The 24192-nt window shown below is 33.9% G+C and carries 14 protein-coding genes; 7 read left to right on the plus strand and 7 right to left on the minus strand.

The window, feature by feature from the left end:
• Window position 1: 1 nt before the first annotated feature.
• Window positions 2–4258, minus strand: coding sequence for a type II CRISPR RNA-guided endonuclease Cas9 (gene cas9, locus OH814_RS06310; protein WP_308827564.1), 4257 nt, complete (start codon window positions 4256–4258; stop codon window positions 2–4).
• Window positions 4259–4516: 258 nt separating this feature from the next.
• On the opposite strand from cas9, the gene OH814_RS06315 reads away from it, so the two are divergent.
• Window positions 4517–6928, plus strand: coding sequence for a hypothetical protein (locus tag OH814_RS06315; RefSeq protein WP_308827565.1), 2412 nt, complete (start codon window positions 4517–4519; stop codon window positions 6926–6928).
• A gap of 75 nt (window positions 6929–7003) precedes the next feature.
• Here the strand turns inward: OH814_RS06315 and OH814_RS06320 are convergent, their stop codons facing one another.
• Window positions 7004–11518, minus strand: coding sequence for a fibronectin type III domain-containing protein (locus OH814_RS06320; protein WP_308827566.1), 4515 nt, complete (start codon window positions 11516–11518; stop codon window positions 7004–7006).
• Between the two features lie 353 nt (window positions 11519–11871).
• Between OH814_RS06320 and OH814_RS06325 the strand changes: the two genes are divergently transcribed.
• The 3 genes from OH814_RS06325 to OH814_RS06335 all read left to right on the plus strand — a co-directional run bounded on the left by OH814_RS06325 (window position 11872) and on the right by OH814_RS06335 (window position 15395).
• Complete coding sequence (locus OH814_RS06325) at window positions 11872–13995, plus strand: Tex family protein (protein WP_308827567.1); 2124 nt, start codon at window positions 11872–11874, stop codon at window positions 13993–13995.
• A gap of 56 nt (window positions 13996–14051) precedes the next feature.
• A complete protein-coding gene (locus OH814_RS06330; protein ID WP_308827568.1) occupies window positions 14052–14687 on the plus strand; it encodes an HAD family hydrolase in 636 nt (211 codons plus the stop codon).
• Window positions 14688–14834: 147 nt separating this feature from the next.
• A complete protein-coding gene (locus OH814_RS06335; RefSeq protein ID WP_308827569.1) occupies window positions 14835–15395 on the plus strand; it encodes an RDD family protein in 561 nt (186 codons plus the stop codon).
• Window positions 15396–15517: 122 nt separating this feature from the next.
• Here the strand turns inward: OH814_RS06335 and OH814_RS06340 are convergent, their stop codons facing one another.
• The 4 genes from OH814_RS06340 to OH814_RS06355 form a co-directional block, all read right to left on the minus strand.
• Window positions 15518–17080, minus strand: a complete 1563-nt coding sequence (locus OH814_RS06340; RefSeq protein WP_308827570.1) for a M20/M25/M40 family metallo-hydrolase — start codon at window positions 17078–17080, stop codon at window positions 15518–15520.
• 221 nt (window positions 17081–17301) lie between these two features.
• Window positions 17302–18135: a GLPGLI family protein gene (locus OH814_RS06345; RefSeq protein ID WP_308827571.1), complete on the minus strand. Its 834-nt coding sequence runs from the start codon at window positions 18133–18135 to the stop codon at window positions 17302–17304.
• Between the two features lie 6 nt (window positions 18136–18141).
• Window positions 18142–19287: a hypothetical protein gene (locus tag OH814_RS06350; protein WP_308827572.1), complete on the minus strand. Its 1146-nt coding sequence runs from the start codon at window positions 19285–19287 to the stop codon at window positions 18142–18144.
• A 124-nt stretch (window positions 19288–19411) separates the two neighbouring features.
• Window positions 19412–20554, minus strand: a complete 1143-nt coding sequence (locus OH814_RS06355) for an Atu1372/SO_1960 family protein (RefSeq protein ID WP_308827573.1) — start codon at window positions 20552–20554, stop codon at window positions 19412–19414.
• Window positions 20555–20617: 63 nt separating this feature from the next.
• On the opposite strand from OH814_RS06355, the gene OH814_RS06360 reads away from it, so the two are divergent.
• The gene (locus OH814_RS06360; protein ID WP_308827574.1) at window positions 20618–21430 is read left to right on the plus strand and encodes an AraC family transcriptional regulator; all 813 of its coding nucleotides are present in this window, start codon (window positions 20618–20620) and stop codon (window positions 21428–21430) included.
• A 35-nt stretch (window positions 21431–21465) separates the two neighbouring features.
• Here the strand turns inward: OH814_RS06360 and OH814_RS06365 are convergent, their stop codons facing one another.
• Window positions 21466–21642: a histone H1 gene (locus OH814_RS06365; RefSeq protein ID WP_055981058.1), complete on the minus strand. Its 177-nt coding sequence runs from the start codon at window positions 21640–21642 to the stop codon at window positions 21466–21468.
• Window positions 21643–22132: 490 nt separating this feature from the next.
• Between OH814_RS06365 and OH814_RS06370 the strand changes: the two genes are divergently transcribed.
• Window positions 22133–22978, plus strand: coding sequence for an AraC family transcriptional regulator (locus OH814_RS06370; protein WP_076559092.1), 846 nt, complete (start codon window positions 22133–22135; stop codon window positions 22976–22978).
• Window positions 22979–23604: 626 nt separating this feature from the next.
• Window positions 23605–24126 carry a hypothetical protein gene (locus tag OH814_RS06375; protein WP_123885395.1) on the plus strand — a complete coding sequence of 174 codons (522 nt, stop codon included), beginning with the start codon at window positions 23605–23607 and terminating at the stop codon, window positions 24124–24126.
• Window positions 24127–24192 lie beyond the last annotated feature (66 nt).

The following is a 24192-nucleotide window of genomic DNA, read 5'->3' on the forward strand; positions in this document are numbered from 1 at the left end:
TTTATGTTTTTGAAATATTTCCTAAACGGTCAACATTTAGTTTTAAACAATGCTCTTTAATCATAGAACCATCAATTGCACGTTCCATTTTGTTTAAAGTTGAAAATTCTGCTTTATTAACAACTGATGTAGAAACATCTTGTCTCACAAAAAATATTTGACTACCCGAAAAACTTACAACTTTATAAATTCTTTCATTTTTTTCTTTTGTGAAATTTTTAAAATCAATGTTATTTACGTTTTCAAGCTCGTCTTCCGAAGGAATATAAACTAAATCATTTGGACACAGATAGAAATCATTTACTCCTTTTAAGTCGACAACAGACAATCCTTGTTTTTGCCTTTCAATAACAATATTCAAAGGAATTGTTTCATAAATTCTTTTTCCATTTTTATCTTCGTAAACTGCAAAAAACAAATTTGTTCCTTTGGCAGCTTCCACGTATTTATCTTTTTTATTGCCAGTTTGCCCAACTTGAAATTTAATTCCTAATTCAAAAACTCTCACTTTATTGATAGGTTGATGAAGTTTTCCATCATTATATTTCTCGATATTTTTATTCATATCTTCAATTCCTTCAGATGAAAAAGCCAATTCCGAGCTTTCTTTAAATTCCAAATAATTTCTAAGAATTTTCTGGATTCCGGTATCTGTGATTGAATTAATCGATTTCAAATCAAAAGATGTATCAAGACTTTTTCTTGTTGCGGTTAATATTTTCCCTTTCGGAACCTTCACCCAAGGCAAATCAATTTTTCCGGAAACAGTTTCTTTATGCATTGGTTTTCTAATCGCCCAGTTTGTTCCGGTCTGTTGTATTTTTTCTTTAGTTTTGACGCCATCTTTCTCTACATATTTTTCATAATAATTGGTAGCTTTATTAATGACTCTTAAGTTTTGCTTAAAGCTTACTATGATTTTATCTAAATTATTTTTAGCATCAATTGTAAAGCTTTCCCAAGGTTTTAAAAATTGCTTCGGAACATCTCTTTCTATTCTTTCGCCAGTTTGTGGATGCTTGTAAACCGCTTTCTCAAACTTCATCAGTTTCTTTTTCAAGTCGTAACGTTTAGTATCCGATTTTGCCGATTGATTATTCAATAAATTCACGTGGTCTTTCGTTGCACAAGCAATGACCAAAGCATCTAAAGCGTGATGGCGATGGTCTATTCTTTTCTTTGAAAATCCTTTTGAAAACTCAATCGGAACAGTTGGCAAATACTTTTGGTGATTTTCGTTCCAGGCGGTAAAATCCGTTGAATTGGTAAGTTGATTCATCCTTTCAAAACGTGGAAGAATCAAATCATTCCAAACATCGTTTAATCCCCAATCTTGCTTGAGTTGTGTGGTTATTTTTCCATTTCCGGGAACAATATTTTTAGAATTTACACCTTCATCGCTTCCATCTTCTACACGAACAATGTTAGAAAGAACACCTGAAATATATTTGCTGATATGACGAGTATCGTTCAGTTGTCGCTCAATCATTTTCTCAGGGATCTCTTCCAAAAGAAGTTTATTTCTTTTGCCTCGGTTATTGGCGTAATGTTTTTTAACAAAATCTTCATATTCATCAACTTCAAAAACTTTTACATTTTTCCCTAAACCACATTCAACAATAGTTCCACCAAATTGCTTAATAAATCCTAATCCGATATAATTATCTTTTAATTTATTCACCGCAGATTCGCAAATAATTTTATTGCTAAAACTGTCATCAAAATATCGGCTCTGCGGAATGATGTGTTCAATTTCATATTCCGGGGTAAATAGTTTATTTAATGGAATAATCTGTCCAGTATAAGGCGATTTATATCTCTGTTCGAGCCAAAGTTTGTATCTTTTTAAATCTGATGAAGAAGGTTGTGCTGTTTTGCTAATCTTTAGAATATCATCTTCAATTTCGATGTCGGATTTTAAAATTCCATCTTCATAGATTTTTAAAATTTCCTGTTGCATTGGAGAATATGGACGAACATTTTCAACCGAATTATCAGTCATCATTTCAGCCAATAACGCTTTGATACGAAGATTGGTATTTTCGTTTTCAGAAATTTGCCTTGTCAGTTGCTCTCTTTCGTCGGCAGGAAGTTTCATTTCTCGCCCAAGTTCAATATGAATTTCATTGAAGAAATCTTTTGCTCCATTTCCATATTTTATCCAAATATCTTTTACAACACGAAGCGTTTCCGTAATCACCTGTTCTACAATTGGATTTCGAAGGGAATGTTGCTTAAATTCTTTTAAAAACTCTTCCAAATCATCTGTAGAGTTCCATTTCCCAATTATTGAAGCTTCTGAATGCCTTCCGTAAACTACATATTGAGCCAACCACAATTGCAGACCTTGGAAATCATTTTCAGACGTAAGATGAACTGCCTTTTCTCGGACTTTATCTTTGATATTTTCATCAAATTCTCCATTGATGATTTTCTGAATCCTGTCTTTCGAATATTTGTCAATATCGGCATAATTCCAATATTTCCCCAATCGCATCAAAGGCAATAACTTCTTAATCGCTTTTTCGGAAAAAGAGCCGTATTCACTTTTGAATGGCGGGAATTTTTTAAACGCTTCAAAGAAAGAATTTTCATCTAAATTATTTTTTCTGGCAAAAGATTTTAAAGCTTTTTCATATTCCATTTTATCGTTTACAGAATAGATAATATGCCAAATCTTCTGCTCAGTCTCTCTCGTGAAGAAATCATCAGAAATATTTTCAACTTTATCCAAACGTGAAGAAATCATTGTTTTGGTTTCGTTGCAAGGATATTTTTTATCTTCTACAAAATTCCAGCGATACGTTTTTTCATTTAATTTAAAATGTTTCAACAATGCTTTTTGGTCAACTTCTTTTCTGTTATTTAGAAATTCAAACAGATTTTCGAAGTTTTCGGTTGTATTTAAAAATTCTTTCGTAACGTTAGAATCATCATCTTTTTTGTAAATATTAAGATTAAAAATCCATTGCCAGATGCGAAATTCCTGATAATATGGATTGGATTTCGGAATGGCTTTTAAAAATTGAATATGCTCTACTCCATTTTCATCTTTGTATTTTCGAGATTCTAAACTGCAGTTTGAAATGGACGATTTCTGACTTCTTAAAGGTCTTTGATAAAAAATTATATCCTCCATCAAAAGATGTACGAATTCTTTTTTACTCAAAGTCAATTGGTGCGCTTCATTATTTCGGTACAATTCACGAACGCAGTCGTTGTATAAATCATCATTTTTTAATTCTTGATGAAATTCTTTCTGCTTTTCTAAAATCTGTTTAAGTTCATCTTTATAAAATTTTCGCTCAATTGTACGAACCAATTTTCCTTTAATTTTTTGCTTTGGATTTCGAAGAAGCGCTTCATAAATATAGACACCGACGGTTTTGTGAGATTTATCAATTTCCTGTTCAGTTTTAGTCTTAATAGCAATCCAATCTTTTTCAGAATCAACGGCTTTAAAAGTTCTTTTTATATCACCATTTTTCAAGAATGATTCAGTAACAATAAATTCTTTTACACGTTCTATCCAATCTTCCGTTTTTACAATTTGTTTATCATATTTCCAGCCATTCTCGAAATAAACATCATATAATATTTTACCCTTTACATTATCTCCGGAATCAATAATTTTTTCAACCTTTAGACGTACAAACGTTTTATCTTTTTCTTCTTCAAAATCTTCTCCACGCAACTGATAATAACCACGTTTCTGATTAAAATTCAAAAGAATCCAAGCCAGTTCTGCTTTTTCTATTTTTTGAGAAATCGCTTTTTTGCGGAGATAATAAATCGTCCAATCGTAAGGGATTTTTTTATTATTTTCTAAAAGTTGAGGTTGATAGTTTTTAAAATCAGCAAGCATTTCTTCAAAAGAATTTTTGAAAATAAATTCATCTTTATTATAAGCTAATTTTGGCTCTGCTTCTTCTTTAAATTTCCCAAATCTTTTATCAAAATCAATTTGAGAAGCATAATGTTCTGGTAAATAATTAATAATATTCAAAACTCTGTGGAGTCTTTCTCTTCGTAATAAGAATCTTTCACGTAATCTTCTCACGCCTCGATAACCTGTTCTTGCAGCAGTTTGAGAAACAGAATTCCCTTTTCCGAAATCGCCCAAAATATCTTGAGACATAGGGATTATTCTGCTTCCCATTCCAAGAATTTCGCCTTGTTTGTTTTCAAAGTCTTGATTGATTAGCGCCCAACCAATCGAGTTGGTCCCTAAGTCTAATCCAAGTATATTTTTTGCCATCACTATTTAGTATAATTGAGTTTCTTAAAAGTAGTAAGAAAATAATTCATGTAAATGTGGAAAACCGTAAACTGATTAAAAATATTATCTTTAGATTTGTATCCGAAAGCAATTCACAATAAGGATTATTCCGTTGTGAAAACATTTAGCGCCTCGCCTATCTGCGGGGCATTTTTATTTAAATAATAGCACTATTTATCTCTCTTTCAATAGAAAAAAATGTATTTTTGAAATATATTAAAAACACGAACCCATACAATGAATATCTGTTTGTTTCAAAAGCCATTGATTGCATTATCACTAATTATTGCTCCATTTTATTTTTCTCAGAACAAAGCAGAAGAAGCACTTAAAAAATTTGAGGAGAATTATCCACAGGAAAAAATACACCTTCTTCTTAGTAAAAAAAATTATGTTGCCGGTGAAAATCTTTGGTTTACCTCTTTTGTATTTGACGGATACAGCCCTTCGACGATTTCCACCAGTGTTTTCATCGAATTGTACGATCAAAATAAAAAACAAATCAGCAAAAAAATCTATCCTCTGATTAACGGTAAAGGTAGCGGAAGCATCAGTTTACCTGCTGATTTGAAAGAAGATGTCTATTATATCAGAGCCTATACCAAATGGATGGGGAATTTCAGTGACGATTTCAATGAAATAATGCCGATTACTATATACAATCCTTCATCGTCTGAAAAGTTGGTGAAAAACACTTCTGCCCCATGGTCTGCTGCTGTATTCCCGGAAAGTGGAACTTTTATTGATGGAATTAATACGAAATTTTCGGTAAGACTGCAATCCAAAGGGGAAACATCTACAAACTGGACTGGTTTTATCACAGAAATGCTGAACCCACAGACAAAACTGGTTACTTTCAAAGGGTTTGATCAAAATACAGGATCTTTTAGTTTTACACCTGTTGCCGGAAAAAAATATCAGCTTACAGTAGAAGATGAAAAAGGAATCAAGCAAACTATCAATTTGCCAGATGCAGCTGCTTCAGGAATAAATTTACAGGTTAAAAGTGAATCTGATGCTATAAAGTTTGTCTTTAAAAGTAAAAATATTGATCAAAATGCTAAATATAAAATCTTAGGGACCATTAATAATCAAATGGTTTACAAAGCCAATGTCTCTCAAATTTCAGATAAGGTTTATACAATTCCGACCAGCCAATTGGTGAATGGAATCCTTAATCTTACCGTTTTTGATGAATCTGAAAATATTGTTGCCCAACGACTTTGTTTTGTACAACCTCAAATTCTTAAACTTAAACAGCCGTCTTTAAAAGGGACTTCTCTTAGTTTAACACCTCGAGACAGCAATTCTTTCAATATAGAAAATAATCCGGCGATTTCAAGCTATCTTGTAAGTGTAACCGATAATGAGAGTGAAAATCCTGAGAACGACAATAGTTTACCAAGCACACTTTGGCTTACGGGAGATCTTACTTCAAAAATATATTATCCTGCCCAATATTTCGATGAAAACAGAAACACAGACGCACTGGATGCTTTATTGATTTCAGAAAAATGGTCTAGATTTAATTGGCAGACCATTATGTCTGGAACTTTTCCGGTTATCAAATATAAGCCTGAAAGCTATCTTTCATACAAAGGAAAAGCAACTAAATTGGGGAAACCTGCTTCAGAAGAAGAGATTAATTTAATTTTTAAAATGCCGGATCAGGGAATTAAATATAATCTGATTAAAACGGACAAAGAGGGAATGTTCACCTTAAGTGGGTTGGTTTTTGAAGATTCAATGGCATTTTCTTATCAGCTCAATCACGAGAAAGCTAATAAAAATTCGGTACAGGTCTATTTTCAGCCTGATTTTTCATTCTTACCTTTACGAGGCAATCTTCCTTCTACCAATTATACACTTACAAAACGTCAGTCGACTGATCAAATTCCTCGTGAAATAGAACGTGCAGTATCAAATAAGAGTTCACAGACTACCTTAAGAGAAAAAGAAACGCTTATTGAAGAAGTTAAAATTAAGGCACAAAAGAAAGATTTAACAAAAAAACTTAATAATGAACTTAGCAGCCCACTTTTTAGAAATGGAAACGAAACTGTTTTTGATTTTGTGAACGAGAATCAGAATGCGCAAGCTTCCATGAATATTCTGCAGTATCTACAAGGTAGAGTTGCCGGTCTTCAGATTCAAATGCAAAACGGCACTTACACCGCTACTAATCGTGGTGGCGCTGTAGAGTTTTTTTTAGACGAAATGAGAATTGATGCAAGCCAGATTTCTACTATTCCTGTATCAACTATTGCAATGGTGAAAGTAATTAAAGGAAATTTTGCAGGAAGCTTCGGAGGAGGAAATGGAGCTATTGCCATATACACCAGACGTGGCGGAACTACTGGCTCTGCCGCAATCGACACTACTTTACCGTCTAACCTCAAAGAAGTAAAACTAAATGGCTACGATAAAGAAATACCTTTTAATAATGGCATCTACGATGAGCAAAGTGCCAAATCTATTTCTGAAGATAAAAGAAGTATTTTGTATTGGAACCCGTATCTTGAAAGCAAATCAGGAGAATCTACTATCGTGCAATGGTATAATAATGACGATGCAAAAAATTTCCGGGTTATGATTATTGGCTTTGACGAAAATAATGACTTGCTGTATTACAATGATGTTTTAAAATAGCACATCTTTCTTTTATAAAACAAAATAAGCTCTCAATGATGAGAGCTTATTGTTTAAACGGAAATTAAAAAACACTTATTCTTCTTTAATGAATTTTTTCTGTACATTTCCTTTTTTATCGTCAATATCAATGATGTAAACTCCACTAATAAGTGCGCTGACATCAATTTTATTGTTAACGATCGATCCACTAGATATTAATCTTCCGGCAGCACTATAGATTTTATAATTTGCTTTCTCACTAATATTTTTAACATTCAATATTGATTTTACCGGATTTGGATAAATCAAAATATCTGTCTGATTAAGCGAATTTACAGTTGGAAGTTTTGATATTCTTACGGTGTAATCCTCTACTTCTCCATCATCAAAGCTGATGCAATTTACAGGGATGGCACCTTTGGCCATAGCAACTCTCATCACAACATATTTAGAATTGGTCATACTGATGAATGCATCAGATGGAACACTAAATGTAGCACTTGCTGTTGGATTTGAATTAGGTCCGTCTGCAATAATTCTTTCATTAAGATCAAAAGTTCCGCTTCTGTCGAAATCAATCCATACCGCAACTCCAGAATCTGCTCCTTGGGTTTTATCAATGGTAACTTGATTTCCCGTTGATCCTTGAATCAATTCAATAAATTTTTTAGGATCTCCTGTATAATCAGAATAAGTAGCTCCCGTCGAAACATTAATCATTTCAGGTTTACCATTCGGTGTAGCAGTAACTTTTGAAATATATTCTGACGCAAAGTTATTTGACTGCATCTGACAATAAATCACTGTAGGTGTAATAAAATAGTATAAAGGTGTAAAATTACCTGCTGCCCCGGTACAGACATTAGCGACCTGCATTTCATATTTAGTTAATTCTAATAATCCTGTTATTGTGTAGGTAGTATTACTTACATTAACAGTCGTCCAACTAGGTATTCCTACTTTTCTGTATCGCAATATATAATTATTGGTAGCTCCAGTCCCCGTATACGCATCCCAAACCACTTCCGCAGTTGTAGGCGTCAATTGAGTAATGGTAAATCCTGGCGGCGGCACTTCACAAACTCTCATTGTTGTAAATATTTGTGTAATTGACCATGGGTTCGGATCGGTTTCTCCGTTACAAATACTTGCTACCTGCACTTCATAAGTCTTATAAGACTCAAGATTTGGTATTGTATAGGTGTTTATTGGTGGTGGTGGCAATGTTGGAGTATTCCAAACGGTACTGCCTACCTCTCTCCATCTCAAAACATAAGTAGCATTTGGGACAAGCGGGTTCCAGGTTACCATTGCCGAATTTGATGTAACATTAGATATTACTACATTCGGAGGTTCAGGATCGCATCTTGTTGTAAATGCCTGTACTGGAGTATAAGAACCTGCTCCACCGCTTCCACAAACTGCTGCAACTCTTACTTCATATTGTGTTGCAGGAGTTAATCCGGTAATAGTCACCGGTGGATTTCCTCCTAAAACAGAAAGATTCAGCGTTGTCCATGCAGAAGCAGGATTGGTAACCGCTCTGTATTCCAGCACAAATGCATTATTATTGGCAGCTGGAGTCCAGTTAATAATAACCGAATTATGAGTTATCGTTGTAAAAGCAGGTGTTCCTGGCGTAGCATTATTACAAGGTCTTAATTTTACCGCATAATCTTCTACCTCCCCATTCGCTGCATCCTGACACATCACCGGTGCACTTCCACGCTTTAGGACAACTCTCATCGTTGTAGTGTTCGTTCCTGTATAAACTCCCGTTGCAGGAACATCAAATGTAGCACTAACAGGTGTTGTGGTATTGGAAGGAGTAGTCATTATTTTCTCACTATCTGTGAAAATTCCGTCTCTGTTCCAGTCAATCCAAGCATGTACGGAATCTCCGTAATTAGTTCCTGCCCAAGCTTTTGATACAGCAATCTGGTTACCTAGCGAACCTATTTCAAGATTAATTAATGTTGCTGGTGTCGTATAGCTGGTATAGTTCGTTTGAAGTGAAATATTTTCCATCATCGGAAAATTGACAGGCGTCACTTTTACATTAGAAATATAATCATTTACTCCTGTTCCATTCATATTACAATAAGTAACCGGTGGTGTTGTAAAATCAAGCAATGGTGAGAAAGCTCCCTGATTTCCGCCACATATGGTAGCAACCTGTACCTGATAAGCAGTTTGCTCTGTTAGACCCGTAATTGTGTGAAAGCTCTGCCCGACAGGAAGTGTTAATCCAGCTGCACTTGGCAACCATGGTCCTGTAGTTCCCTGTCTCCATCTTATGACATATGTTGCATTAGCTGCCGGCAGCCATGACACATACGCTGAATTATGAGTAAGGTTACCTACAGCAATATTTGTAGGAGGAGCTGTTGTACACGGTTGAAGATCAATAAATTTAATATAATAATCTTCTACTTCTCCGTTACTCGTAAGGTTAGCACAAGGATCTGTCGGCGTATTAAAATAGACAATAACACGCATTTTAATTTTACTCGTACCAATATAAGCATTGGCGGGTACATCAAAATTTGCAGTTACAGGAGTTGTACTAGAATATCCCAGATTCATAATTCTTTCTCCTCCCGCTGTACCTACAGGACTATTATTAAAAATTCCGTCACCGTTAAAATCAATCCATGCATAAGTGGAATAAGTTCCAGAAGCAATTGATCTTCCAACCGATAATGTATTATTAACCGAATTTCTTAATAAAGTAATGGTCTTTGAAGGATCATTAGAATAGTCTGTAAAAGTACTTGGTCCTGAATTATTAGTTGTGGTTGGAACATTGGTTCCTATCATCGTAATGTTATTGATATATCCGTTTGTCACCGTTGCCGTACCCGAGCTACAGTAAGTGAGAGCCGGAGTAGTAAATGGAACTGGTGTTGAGAAAGCACCCTGAGTTCCACAAATCGTTGCGATCTGCACTTCATACTGAGTTTGCTCAATAAGCCCCGGAAGTATCACATTATTTGTAAATGGTGTTGTAACGTTAATCGTTTGCCAAGCCCCGGATGGTAAAGCTCTGTACCTTACAACATAGGTTGCATTCTGAGTGGCAGTCCAGGATACCGAAGCGGAAGTTGCCGTGATATTGTTTACTGCAATATTTGACGGTGGTACATTTGTACAAGAAGGCAAAACAGTACCTGTAAGCTGCAGTCTCGGCAAAACAGCATATCTGCTAGTGCCCGCAGGCGGATTTAGCGGATCAGGATTAGTTGTACTATTATAATAAATCATTCCTCTGTTGGTTCCTGCAGAATAACTTCCCCAGTTGGCTGTACAAGATGTTCCTGTAACATTTTCATCTACTGCAACTACCAAATTGCTCGTTCCGTCCCAAAGGAATGGGGTTGCAAGAGGAATATTGATCCAAGTTCCGGCAGTCATTGCAGGGAGTGTTCCGGTGTAAACCTGGGTCATCGTTCCTGCAGGAATCCAGCTTGTAGTTGTAGCAAAATCATTTTGAGTTGTATTTCCCATATAAATAACCCACTGGTTATAATTTGCCTGATTAGCTGCTGTAGTAGATACAAAAAACTTAACTGATGTAATCATATTATTCGTCCCAACAGCACTTGCTATTTCGGTAGGGGTATAAATCTGCTGAGAATAATTAAATCCTGAACAAGAATATACCGGCAAAAATGCATGAGTTGCCGTACCGCCTCCAATCTGTCCCGGAGTAAAAGGATCACCCTGTACCCATAAAGATTTATCTGAAGCTGAACATACTGAACGAACCCACCAATAATAGGTACTTCCACCCACCAAAGGAGTGATATTAGCTGAAAAACCGGGAACAATAGTTCCTACTGTTCCTGCTGTTGGAAGTGTATTTGTAGTACTGTAATAATATTCATATCCTCCTGCAGGTGCGGGAGCCGGCGCTAACGGAGCAGCCCAGTTCAAAGTTGCAGAATTCGGAGCTATATTTGTTGCTGTTCCTATAACAGGCTCAAAACATGTTGGCGCCTGTATTACCTGAACTTCATCCAAAAGTACATCATCATAAAAATATCCGTTACCGGCAACATCTTTATCAACTGTAAATTTAAGCTGAATCGTCGCTCCTACATAAGTCGCTGCAAGAGGAACACCTACCGTTCGCCATTCTGCGGCATTACTGTTATCAGACCATATCTCAACCCAGCCGCTTCCGTTATTTACTTCAAGCTTCATTCTGTTATGCTCGTAAGGAGGAACGGTTCCTGTTGCTGAAGTAAGATGATTTTTAAACCATTCAAACTTCACAAAAGGATTCGTAAGTCCGGTTAGATTGATTTGCGGACTGATAAGCTCAACCGTGTGTTCATTAGTATAAGGCGAGCTGGCATCTACCCATGCAAAGGTTCCCGCAGGTTTACCTCCGTTTCCTGTTGCACCATAACCTGCAGATGTGCTAAATCTCCATTTAACGTATATGCTGGTGGATGAACTGGTTGGGTTTTGACTGGTCCAGCAAGTAGGCAAAGCCCCTGTGCTGAAAGACTGTAAAAATGGGACGGGCAAAGCCGTACATTGTGCGGAGACTTTGAGCTGAAAGCACAGCAAAATCCCCAGGATCATTAAAAATCTGTTCATAATAGTAGAATATGGTTAGTAAATGAATAAGATGTTTTCCGGATTAAAGAAACATCTGAATTTGTAAATACAAAAAAAATAGAAAAAGTAGAAATTTCTGTCATAGGCGTACATTTTGTGATAATCCACAAATATAGTATTTTTATGCAAATCATAACATAATTATTTAAAACAATTATATAATCTTTTAAAAATACAGATTATGTAATTTTAAAAGCAAATAAATGCTTTTAATGCATTTTCACATTTATTGAATTTACGAAAAGACTTAATTAAACAAAGCTTAAATTCAAGTTCACAATTGGCTTAATACTCTGAAAAAGTCACTATTTTAGCCGTTCTAAAAAAGCCGAATGACTGTAACAGAATTCATAAAAAAAACACTTAGTATATCTGATAAAAGCATTAATGCTACTTTAAAACTATTATCTGAAGATTGCACTATTCCATTTATTTCTCGTTATCGAAAAGATGCAACAGGAAATTTAGATGAAATTCAAATAGAGCAAATTTTTAAACTAAATAAACAGTTTGAAGACATCGTAAAACGTAAAGAAAGTATTTTAAAATCTATAGAAGAGCAAGATTCTTTATCTCCAGAATTAAAAACAAGAATTGATGAAAGCTTTGATATTCAGGAGTTGGAAGATCTCTATTTACCTTTCAAAAAACGCAGAAAAACAAAAGCAGATGCGGCAAAAGAAAAGGGTCTTGAGCCTCTAGCTAAAATTATTATGAGCCAAAAAGCTCAGGATATTCAGTTTTTAGCTTCAAAATATCTGAATGATCAGGTTTCTTCTGAGGAAGAAGCTTTACAGGGCGCAAGAGACATCATGGCAGAATGGATCAATGAAAATATGTACGTCCGTAAAAATCTTCGCCGATTATTTCAAAGAAAAGCAACTGTTACTTCTAAAGTTGTGAAAGCTAAAAAAGATGACGAAGGAGCTCAAAAATTTTCGCAGTATTTTGAATGGGAAGAAAGTCTGAACCGAACACCTTCTCATCGACTTTTGGCAATGCTGAGAGCAGAAACAGAAGGCTACGTAAAAATAAATATCGGAATCGATAGAGATGAAGCGCTTGATTTTATTGAAAATGCAATTATCAAATCTAAAAATGAAAGTTCAGAGCAAATCGCTTTAGCCATTAAAGATTCTTACAAAAGACTTTTAGAACCTGCAATTTCCAACGAAACGCTTCAGGAAGCCAAAGAAAAAGCCGATAAAAAAGCCATCGAAATCTTTTCTGAAAACTTAAGTCAGCTTCTACTCGCTCCGCCTTTGGGAGAGAAGAGAATTTTAGCAATCGATCCCGGTTTTAAAAGTGGTTGTAAAGTGGTTTGTTTAGATGAAAAAGGAGATTTACTACACAATGAAACGATTTATCCTCATGCTCCGCAAAACGAAAGCGGAATGGCAATGAAGAAAATTCGCTCGATGGTAAATGCTTATCATATTCAGGCAATTTCTATCGGAAACGGAACCGCAAGCCGTGAAACTGAATTTTTCATTAAAAAAATTGGTTTTGATAAGCCTTTGCAGGTTTTTGTAGTTTCGGAAGCCGGAGCTTCTGTGTATTCCGCAAGTAAAATTGCAAGAGATGAATTTCCAAGTTTTGATGTGACGGTTCGTGGTGCAGTTTCTATCGGGCGAAGACTTTCCGATCCGCTCGCTGAATTGGTGAAAATTGATGCTAAATCGATCGGTGTCGGTCAATATCAACATGATGTAGACCAGACTCAGCTAAAAAACGAACTCGATTCTACGGTAATGAAATGTGTAAATTCGATTGGAATTAATTTGAATACGGCAAGCAAATCACTGTTAAGCTACGTTTCCGGAATTGGTGAAAAGATGGCAGAAAATATTGTGAATTACCGTGCTGAAAAAGGGGCTTTTGAAAACAGAAAACAATTGAAGAAAGTTCCAAGGCTCGGAGAAAAAGCTTTTCAACAAGCTGCAGCTTTCATTAGAATTACAAATGGCGAAAATCCTTTAGATAATTCGGCAGTTCATCCCGAAGCGTATGGAATTATCGAAAAAATGGCAAAAGATTTAGGCATTAAAACCAATGAATTAGTTGCCAATAAAGAGAAAATCAATGTAATTCAACCTGAAAAATATATAACGGAAGACATCGGAATTTTAGGAATAAAAGATATTTTGAAAGAACTGGAAAAACCAGGATTAGATCCTAGAAAAGCGGCAAAAGTTTTTGAGTTTGATCCGAATGTAAAAAAGATCACCGATTTAAAAACCGGAATGATCCTTCCGGGAATTGTCAACAATATCACCGCTTTTGGATGTTTTGTAGACTTAGGAATTAAAGAAAGCGGATTGGTTCATATTTCTCAATTGAAAGACGGCTTCGTTTCTGATGTAAATGAAGTCGTGAAGCTACATCAACACGTTCAGGTAAGAGTGACGGAAGTGGATGAAGCGAGGAAGAGAATTCAACTGAGTATGGTGTTGTAAATTACACTTTGCAAAGGTTCTTCAATCATATAATTCAAACTAAATAACAATACATTTTGAACAAAAAAAATTTAATTTTCGATTTAGACGGAACGCTTTGGGATCCCAGAGCGACAATCATCAAAATCTGGAATGAGGTTTTAACCCTACGTCAACTGTTGCAAAGAGAATTGAAACCTGAAGATATGGATCAATATATGGGACTTTTATTTGATGATATTTTAAAAGATATCATTCCCGGAATTTCAGATCAACAGGTGCAGGAGATTCTTGTGGAAATTGTACAGAAGGAAAATAAGGTTTTGCGCACTCATGGCGGTATTCTTTATGAAGGAGTGGCAGAAACTCTGACGAACTTGAAAAAAACACACAATCTTTTCATTGTGAGCAATTGTCAGGACGGCTATATTGAAGCATTTTTAGAATACTATCAATTTAATGATCTGTTTACAGACATTGAGTCTCATGGACGCACTAAAAAACCGAAAGCCGAAAACATAAAACTGCTCATGGAAAGAAATCATTTAAGCCATGAAAATTCAGTGTATATTGGCGACACACAGACAGATCATGATTCTGCGAACGCAAACCATTTATCATTTATTTTTTGTGAATATGGTTTTGGAACATTGAATATTCCGGAATACAAACCTTCCGTTTCAAAATTTTCAGATCTGGAATTTTGTATTTAAACCCTATTTACTGTGATGATTTGAGATAAATAGTAAAGCAAGAGCATGATGTTCTTGCTTTTTTAATTTGAAAATAATAGCTCCATTGAATGATTTTAATTCAAACTCTATTGATAATTTATGAAAAACATTTAATTTTGATCAGAGATGAAAAGAATATCAGAACTTAAAGAAAGAAAAATAACTCGAAGAGCAACCCGAAATTTTGATTCGGAAGGCAAACGTATTTATGATGAATTTGAATATGATTTACCTTATAATCCGACACATAAGGGAAATGAGAGAGAACGTTTATATGCAAAAATTATCGATTTAATTCTTTTCTTTCTGATATTTCACTATGGTTTTAACAAGATTATTATTGTTTCTTTATTCTTTTCAATTGCAAGCGTACTTATTTATGGAGCTGTATCTGAATCTATATTTGGAACAACGTTGGGAAAGAAGTTATTTAAATTAAAAGTTATTGATGATTTTGGGAATTATCCAAAGATTTTAAAATCGATGTTTCGAAATGTATTATCGTTTGCTAATTTCTTTCCTGTATTTGAAGATATTGTTTCCGGTCCAAATAGTAATTATGAAGCCTCTAAAACAACGATGCATTTCAGTATGCACATGAACAATAAATTATGTAAAACTTATATTGTAAAAGAAAGTCAAATTCCGGAAATTAAGAGACGACTTAATCATAAAATACTAAATTAATGAAATACCTTTATTTCATTTTAAATAAATAAAAACGGGTTAAGATATGATCTCAACCCGTTTTTTCTATTCAGAAATAAGTTACTATTTAAGTTATAGTTATTATTTTCCTTTCGTTGTAATTATTTATAATCTTTAGAATCCCTCCTTGGCTCTTTTAATTCTGGCCATTTTGCGATTTCTCCTTTGTCATTTTCAGGCATTGTTCTGCGTTCTCTACTTGTAAATTCAGGATCTTCAGATGCCATATACGCTAAAGTTGCGGTAAGAATCACGTTGTTTTTCACTTCATCAAAAACAATTTTATCATAAGTATCTTTCGTAGTGTGCCATGTATAACCGAAATATCCCCAGTTTAGAGAACCTAAAGAAAACCCAGGAACTCCGGCTGCAACAAATGAAGCGTGATCCGATCCTCCTCCACCAGGCATTCCTGGGAAATCGGTCTTGATGTGATCTCTTACATTTTTTGGAACGGCATTTAGCCATTTCCCGATATAATCATAAGACTTTACAAAACCCTGACCTGCAATATTTACAACTCTTCCGGTTCCGTTATCTTGATTAAAAACTGCCTGCGTTCCTTTGATGATTTCAGGATTGTCTGCCACAAAACCTCTAGATCCGTTTAAACCTTGCTCCTCACTTCCCCAAAGTCCGACAACGATGGTTCTTTTAGGATTAGGATAATACTTTTTAAGAATTCTCATGGTTTCAAGCATTGTTAAAACTCCCGTCCCGTTATCTGTAGCACCTTGCGCACCGTCCCAAGAATCTAAATGGGCAGAAAGAATTACATATTCATTAGGTTTTTCAGAACCTTTGATCATCCCAACGGTGTTGAAAGTTTTTGCATCAGGAAGAATTTTTGATTGCGCCTCAACTTTAATTCTCGGCTTACTTCCTTTTTCGGCCATTCTGTACAGCATTCCATAATCTTCTATGTCGATATCAATCATTGGAATTTTAGAAGTTTTCGCTCCGAAAATACGGTTGGCTCCCATTATTCCTGTCCAGTTTGAAATCGCAATTCCGGCTGCACCTGCTTTTTCTAAAGCTTCGGGAAGTGTATTGTTATCATATCCGATATTTTTCACATAATCGCGGAAGTCTTTTGAAGCCTGCTCTTTTTCGGCTTTCAGTTTTTCGTACAATTCAGGAGTTGCAAATTCTTTGATCTGCTCATCCGAACGACCAATTTTTTGATACTGAGCCATCAAAACTATTTTTCCTTTTGCGGAAGGAAGCCATTGATCGAATTCTGCTTTTGAAGAAACTTTAGGAAGAACAATTACTTCTGCTTCAACTGCTTTTTTCGTTGAAGGGCTCCATGCTAATTGCGTTGCAGAAAGAGATTTTACACGTGGATACACCATATCTACATGCGTAGTTCCTCTTTGCCAGCCTTTCCAGGTTCCGAATTGCTGTAAAGTAGCATCAATACCCCAAGATTTTAATTTATTAGCTGTCCATTCATTAGATTTCTGCATTTCCGGAGTTCCGACCAAACGCGGACCGATACCGTCTAATAATTCGAACGCCATATCCTCTAACTGAGAATGATTATTGGTTTCGTTTACAAAACTTTCAACAATGGGGTTTAATTTCTGAGTGGCTGATTGTGCATTGACAAACTGACTCGCCAAAACTAGTGCAGGAACTGCAAAAAAGGTGTTTATCTTCATACTTTTATTGATTGGCATAAAGATAAAGTTATTTAATGAAAATTAAAATTCCTAAAAACTTCTATTACAAATAAAAATCTGTGTAAACATGTATGATCAGCGGAAAATGAATTTTACTTTCTCCCACGGATTACACAAATTTGCACAGATTTAATAGTAAAAAGAATAGTAAATATGAATTGGGAATCATTGCCTATTACATATTATTCATTACCCATAAATTAAAGTGGATATTTTATCGCCTTATCCAATTCTATTGGATTATTATATTTCCTGATTCTCTCCTTTAATCTTTCATTGACTTCACGGGAATTGTTTTGTCCGACCTTAGTTCCGTCATTTAGAAAAAATTCTTCATTTGAACGGGTTTGCTGTGTTGCATTTCTTAAATAATTGACGGGAGAATCGTAATATTTCAGCTTAGAATCTTTATATTTTGTCTCATCTACGGCAACACTGCTTTTCACCATATAATCGATATACATATTCCCTTTAGGATTGGCAATTTTCTGAGTTTTTACCAATTCAAATTTATAATTGTTTTTATCATCATACAATTCTGTAATCAAACCGGGAAGTCCGTGAAATTTGTACGGACCTTCCTGAAAAGGAATATCAGTTGTAAACCACGCCGTCCAATTTCTTCCACCCCAATTTGTCGTCGCTTTTTGCATATTCAAATCTTTCACTTTCTTTTTTTCGTTGGTAAGCTTCCAGTTTTGGGTATTTTTAGATGAAAGTTTTAAAACAACATTTTCCAAAACATCATAATAATTGTAATCTGCCGAACCCAATTGATGAGTGATAATATGAGACGTATTAAATTTCGACCCATCCGTAATCGGAAGATTGTTCGTCACTAAAGAATCACCAATATAAAAATCACGTGGATAATATTTCACGATTTTAGATTCAATATCGAGATGATAATTTTCTTTAGTAATGCTGTTTTGAGTAGAATCTTTCTTGTATTCTACATCATAAATGAAACGATGCGTTTGTGCTTTAGATAAGAAACCTGACAAGATAAAAGCTGATAAAACTAAACTTTTCATACTATATTATTTTTGATTGATAAATTCCTGTTCTTCTTTTGAAAGTAAAATAGTCGCTTCTTTATCTTCTTTCACCGGAACATTTTCCCAGATACTTTTATTGAAATCTACTTTTGGGTCTAATCCCTTTTTATCAGATTTTGTAAACGTGTTGTAGACTATTTCTGTAGTAAAACTTCTCTCATCCTTTTTACCATCATAGCTTACAAAGAATTTTTCGCCAGTAATTTTTTTAGACGCAGGTATGTAGCTTCCGTTCTTTTTATAAAAATCAAAAATTACCCTTGCATTTCCAAGCTGATAATCAAATTCTACCCCATCTTTATTGGTTCTTTTATAAACAGGAAAATTTTCCTGCTGATAATTTAAATCATATAACGTTATTACTTTATCTATTTTATTATAAGTAATTTCACCCGATACATCTATTCCTCTTTCAGATTGTACTTTTACATAAATAACCTGATTATCATTATCTTCTGAAATCAGTCGACCGGTAATTTTTGAATTTTTAATATTCATATTTGCTAACAACCGATATATTTCAAAACTAAAAAAATAATCGCCCATACTTGCGTGTTCAAACTCATTTGTTTTGACATTAAAAACACCTTTCGAGCTATTTTTTTTATACTTTATATTATTAAGTTGTATCTGTAATATTTCGTCATAATTCTTTTTAAATCCATCTCTAAAATTGTAAGAATTGCTTTTAGTCCACAATTTAGCTTCTGCAATTACCATAAAAAACAGGCTATCATTATTAAAACTTTTAGATTTAAAAGTAATATCATAGAGTGATGGCTTGTCAAAATATCGTTTATTATAATTCTTATGCAAATCTTCAATAATCTTCTTGATGTCTACATTAATGATTTTCACTTCTTCAATATTTTTAAAAACAGGTTCAAGTTTAATGACAGAACTGAAGTTTTTAAAATTCTCTTTCTTAAAGCCCGACGCAGAAACTTCAAAATCTTTAGAATTCTCATCGACAGGCGCCAAACCATCTTCGTTGGTATAAAACAATTGGTCGGTTAAAATAATTCGTGCATTGGCAATTGGTTTTCCGTTTTCAGCATCTACAACCTGTAATTTTTGTGCTGAGAAAAGTGCAGAAAATAAAACAAATAAAAAGGAAATATGTTTCATAATAAAAAGTTCCGCTATTGGTTATTAGCGGAACAAATATAAATTCAAAAAAGAATAGAATTCTACAATGAATGATTTATTTAATATTATTTGTGAATATTTAAATTTCTTTAACGGTTTTAAGTTATTCAACTTCAAAAATTGCCTGAATTTCTACAGAAGAATTTACAGGAACCGAAGAAGCACCAAAGGTGGCTCTTGCATGCTTTCCCTTTTCAGCAAAAACTTCTACAGCAAGGTCTGAAGCAACATTCATCAAATCAGCATGTTTGGTATAATCATCTTTCGTATTGAAGATTCCGGTGAGCTGCACCACTTTTTTCACGTTATCTAAATCTCCATTCACAGCGTCTTTCAATACAGCCAACACATTCAGCATTGTTTGTTTAGTCGCTTCTTTCACCTGATTTTCATCCACCGAAACTCCTAATTTTCCGGGATATAAAATCTTTCCGTCTTTCAATGCCACCTGATTGATGAAAACCAGATTTCCCGATCTTACAAAAGGCTGATAATTTCCTGCCGGTTTCGGGACATTTGGAAGAACAATATTTTTTTCTTCTAAAACTTTATCGATGTTTTTGTTTTGTGAAATTTTAATTTCAGAATTTTTGTGAAAAGTTCCTTTTAAAGCAAACACAACTTTTGCGAAATTCTTTCCCTGTTCAAAAGCTATTTCTTTTTCACTGGAACTTGGTCTTTCTACATTTTTAACCGAAGCGAGACTTGTAACTCCCAAAACCGTATTTCCCTGCGGAATATTTTTATCTATTTTTTCAACACCACGAATTCCATTTGAAACCAAAACCATTCCGTGAACAGAAAGCGTATTCCAAAAAGCCTGAACGGCAAGTTCATTTCCAGCTCCACTTCCTGCAGACATAAAGACTGTTGCAGGCATTCCTTCCAATGAGTGATTCGTCCACAAATTCACAGTTTTCGAAAGAAACTCACTCATTCCTGTACTGATGTTTCCAAAATAAACAGGTGAGCCAAAAGCGATTCCGTCATAAGAACTTAATTCTTCCACCGAAGCCACCGGAATATCTTTTAAAATTGTATTATTTGATGATTTTACCTGTTTGATAATAGGTTGAACATTTCCATTGTTTTCAATTCCTTTTGAAATCTGCTTTGCCAATTCGTACGTACCGCCATTATCAGAATGGATGAGCACCAATACTTTTGCTTTATTATTTTGAGCCGTCATCGTATTTGAAATTATCGTTAAAATGAAAATTACTAAAAATCTATTGAATGTCTTCATGTAAATTATTTATGATTATGCAAATTTAGTGCTGTCATTTTTATTAATTTTGCCAAAAACTTTATGCAAAGCGCCAAATCTAAATGCAGTCTTACCGAACAGGAAAATGGATTTTTTGATGATTCATTAGAAAAAGACGCTTACATCTGGTACGAAGAAAATTGGCAACATGATGATTACGAACATCTTCATCAGCGGGCACAGCTCACTTTTGTGAAAGAAGGTTATCAATATTTTCACATTAACGATAAAATATATCTCGTTCCGCAGAATCATGTTATTTGGGTTCCGTCATTGCAAAAACATAAGATAACTTCAGAAGCCGAAACCGTAAAATTGATGGTAAGTCTTTTTAAAAATATTCCTGAAGATTATTTTTATAGTCAAATACATGTTTTCCCAGCGCCGCCGGTGTTGAAAGAGATGATATTATATGCGAAAAAATGGAATAAAGAAACGGCAGAAAATGATGAGCAGGAAGCTTTTATGAATGCACTATTGATTAGCCTTCCTCACTTTTGTAATGAAAATAATGCATTACAAATTCCGCTGCCTTCAGATAAAAGATTACTTGAAGTCTGTCAGCTTATTAATCAAAATTATCAGCATAATCATAGTATTGAAGAACTTGCAGAGATTGCAAATCTTTCTACAAGAAGCCTTCAGCGCATCTTTAAACAGGAAACCGGAATAAGTATAAAGAAATATGTACAACTGATCAAGATTCTTAAAAGTATAGAATTGATTGATGGTAATCAATTTACGTTAAGCGAAATTGCTTACAAAGTGGGATACAAAAGCCTTTCGGCATTTACATCATCTTACCAGGCCATTATGAATAAGAAGCCAAAAATCAGCAAGAAAAATATATTTTAAAAAAAGTAAGCCGACTGAATCAGCCGGCTTACTTATTATTTTTTAGATTCTTCAACAGAAACTTTTCTGAAATCTTTGAACAATTTGCTTAGTTCAAGAGCTGATTTACGAGCTCTGGTTCCAGCTGCCTTGTTTCCTTTTTCAACTTGTTGGTTAGCTTCTGTTGTGAACGCTTCAAATTCTGCGTTGATTTTTTCGATAAGTTCTTTCATGTCTATAAAATTTAGGCTGCAAATATATGGTTTCAGACTATTCCAGCCTAATTGTAGAGGTTTTTTTTGACATATATAAATGAAAATATTTCATCAAAACATAAAAAATAAAAAATATCGTCATTAAAACTACATTTAATAGTTAATATCATAGAGACTTCCTCACTCGACATGGTATTTAAGGCAATACTACTATTTCTCAAAAAAATAATTTGCACTTTTCAACTATTCATTATTTAACCGCTGATCATGTAAGATTTCAGAATATAAAAAGACGATTATTAGTAATGAAATTAATTTGTATCAAAATAGCTACATATATGATGAAATAAAGGAAAATCAATTTTTCAGCAAAGCTAAAATGACATAATCAGACTACTTTTCTATTTTTTTTGAAAATTTGTAAGAAAATCATAAAATAAAGTGATAATTATACCCAACTAATACTTATTTTTGACGAATATATTCATTCATAAACACAAATTAGGCAATGAATCAAATATTCGATGAATTAAAAAAAAATGGCTTCAGTATTAATCTCGTTTCTGATATTATAAAACGCAATAATTTTTCAAGAAAATTCAATACATTAGAGTATTTTGCTATTTATTTGGTCGCTGAAGATCTCAATATAACGGTTGAGCATAAACCTTATCAGATTCCCGGTGGAAACTCTGTCTTTATTGGTCCTCAAAAAAATGTAGAATTTGGAAATGCATTGGGTAAAGAAATTTACGCCATTGTTTTTTCTAAAGAATTTTTTGATAAGACATCAAAAGACAGCATATATCTCAATTCAAATATTTTTTTCAACAGTAAATCTCACATTTTTGTTGCGCCATATTTTGGAAATACCGAATACAATAAAATCATCTTAATAGAAAGGCTGAAAATATTTTCAGCAATTGATGAAAAAAACATCTATTTTGCTGCGGCACATAATGCAATAGAAAGTTTAATTCTTGATGCTCATTTGCATATTGATCACAAAAACGATCCAAAAGAACAGTTGGAATCTGTAAGTTTAGTTAATCGTTTTACTGTGATTCTTCATAGAGATTATAAAACAGAAAAAAAAGTTTCTCATTATGCAAGCGAATTGAGGGTTTCCAGTCGTAGACTTACCGACATGACAGAATTTGTATATGGTAAATCTGCGAAGCAAATGATTATAGAAAAAGTAAAATTCGAATGTGAGAAAGCTATCAAATTTTCAAACAAAACTTTATCTGAAATTGCATTTGATTTAGGATTTAAAGATGAGGGTAACTTCACCAATTTTGTAAAAAAACACAGTGGAAAAAAACCTTCCGATATGCGGGAAATGACTTTCTAAGTTTGTAAAATTTTATGTTTTATACCATTTTTTGCTCTATTTTTTAGAGCAAATTTTGTTTGTATGAACTTTGTAAGGTAAATAATATAAATATTTAATTAGTAAGTAGTTGCATCTCTTTTTTACGTAATAATTTATAAATTTTTACGTAAAAATTATTAAATCAAACCCATAGTAAATTGTATTACATATATATACTGAGTAGATTTGCAGTATTAAATAGAACAACATAAAAATTATCATATCAGAAAATAACGAAGAACATCAAATCACAAAGTATTATTAGTATTATATTTATTCTTTTCAATCGACACATTCATCATATTAATAAACTTTTCATCATCAGTTTTCAATGGTAACTGGATGTATTGAATAAAATCAATGCATCCGGTTACCTGTTTTAAAAAACTAAGTAATTGTGCTCACAACTCTGTAAGAGCCAGTTTCTAATCACATATTCGTATTAAAAATAGTTTTCATTATATCAATTATTGCAAAACATACTCATTTGTGTAAAAATTTACAAAAAATAAGCGTGTTTTTGCAAATCCCAATCTCTAGATGGTACATATCTTTGCACTCGAAAAGAATAGATATACATATCTAAAATAAAACTGATTGATATTATGAAACAATTTTTATTGTCGGCAGCAGGATTACTTGCTTTCGCAACAGCTAGCGCTCAAAACGTAACATTAAACGTTAGATTAAAGCCCATTCAAACGCTAGTAGTAAACACTTCCCAAAAAGTAGTAAACTTAGAGTACGTCACAAAAGATGATTATCAAAACGGTGTAACATCAGAAAATCCGGATCACTTAAACATTTACAGTACTGGTGGTTTCCAGGTTAAAGTAAAAGCTAGTAATGCTGCAATGCAGAACGGAGGAAAAAGTATCGCTACAAATACTATTCTAATAAAAGCTTCAGCAGGTTCAGATGTTTTAAACGGAGCTCAATACTCTCAAGACGTGCAGCTAAGTGGAAGTGAAAGCACTTTGGTAACTTCAACAAGTGGTGGAGTTAACAAAAAAATCAACATTGCATATAAAGGAGCTGGAGCAAATGCTTACATAAACAATTATATTGCAGGTCAAGATCCTACTCTATATACAACAGAATTAACGTATACGATTGTTAGTCAATAACAAACTACACTCATTATGATATTGTAGTGTCACAATTCTTTGTGACACTTTTTATGTAATTAAAAA

It is taken from the genome of Chryseobacterium sp. CFS15, assembly GCF_031118795.1.
GTDB classification, from domain to species: domain Bacteria; phylum Bacteroidota; class Bacteroidia; order Flavobacteriales; family Weeksellaceae; genus Chryseobacterium; species Chryseobacterium indoltheticum.

What these genes read in the sequence shown, in the direction of transcription:
- cas9 (WP_308827564.1), bottom strand. Translation starts at nt 4,258, where the DNA reads ATGGCAAAAAATATACTTGGATTAGACTTAGGGACCAACTCGATTGGT.
- OH814_RS06315 (WP_308827565.1), top strand. Translation starts at nt 4,517, where the DNA reads ATGAATATCTGTTTGTTTCAAAAGCCATTGATTGCATTATCACTAATT.
- OH814_RS06320 (WP_308827566.1), bottom strand. Translation starts at nt 11,518, where the DNA reads ATGAACAGATTTTTAATGATCCTGGGGATTTTGCTGTGCTTTCAGCTC.
- OH814_RS06325 (WP_308827567.1), top strand. Translation starts at nt 11,872, where the DNA reads ATGACTGTAACAGAATTCATAAAAAAAACACTTAGTATATCTGATAAA.
- OH814_RS06335 (WP_308827569.1), top strand. Translation starts at nt 14,835, where the DNA reads ATGAAAAGAATATCAGAACTTAAAGAAAGAAAAATAACTCGAAGAGCA.
- OH814_RS06340 (WP_308827570.1), bottom strand. Translation starts at nt 17,080, where the DNA reads ATGAAGATAAACACCTTTTTTGCAGTTCCTGCACTAGTTTTGGCGAGT.
- OH814_RS06345 (WP_308827571.1), bottom strand. Translation starts at nt 18,135, where the DNA reads ATGAAAAGTTTAGTTTTATCAGCTTTTATCTTGTCAGGTTTCTTATCT.
- OH814_RS06350 (WP_308827572.1), bottom strand. Translation starts at nt 19,287, where the DNA reads ATGAAACATATTTCCTTTTTATTTGTTTTATTTTCTGCACTTTTCTCA.
- OH814_RS06355 (WP_308827573.1), bottom strand. Translation starts at nt 20,554, where the DNA reads ATGAAGACATTCAATAGATTTTTAGTAATTTTCATTTTAACGATAATT.
- OH814_RS06360 (WP_308827574.1), top strand. Translation starts at nt 20,618, where the DNA reads ATGCAAAGCGCCAAATCTAAATGCAGTCTTACCGAACAGGAAAATGGA.
- OH814_RS06365 (WP_055981058.1), bottom strand. Translation starts at nt 21,642, where the DNA reads ATGAAAGAACTTATCGAAAAAATCAACGCAGAATTTGAAGCGTTCACA.
- OH814_RS06370 (WP_076559092.1), top strand. Translation starts at nt 22,133, where the DNA reads ATGAATCAAATATTCGATGAATTAAAAAAAAATGGCTTCAGTATTAAT.
- OH814_RS06375 (WP_123885395.1), top strand. Translation starts at nt 23,605, where the DNA reads ATGAAACAATTTTTATTGTCGGCAGCAGGATTACTTGCTTTCGCAACA.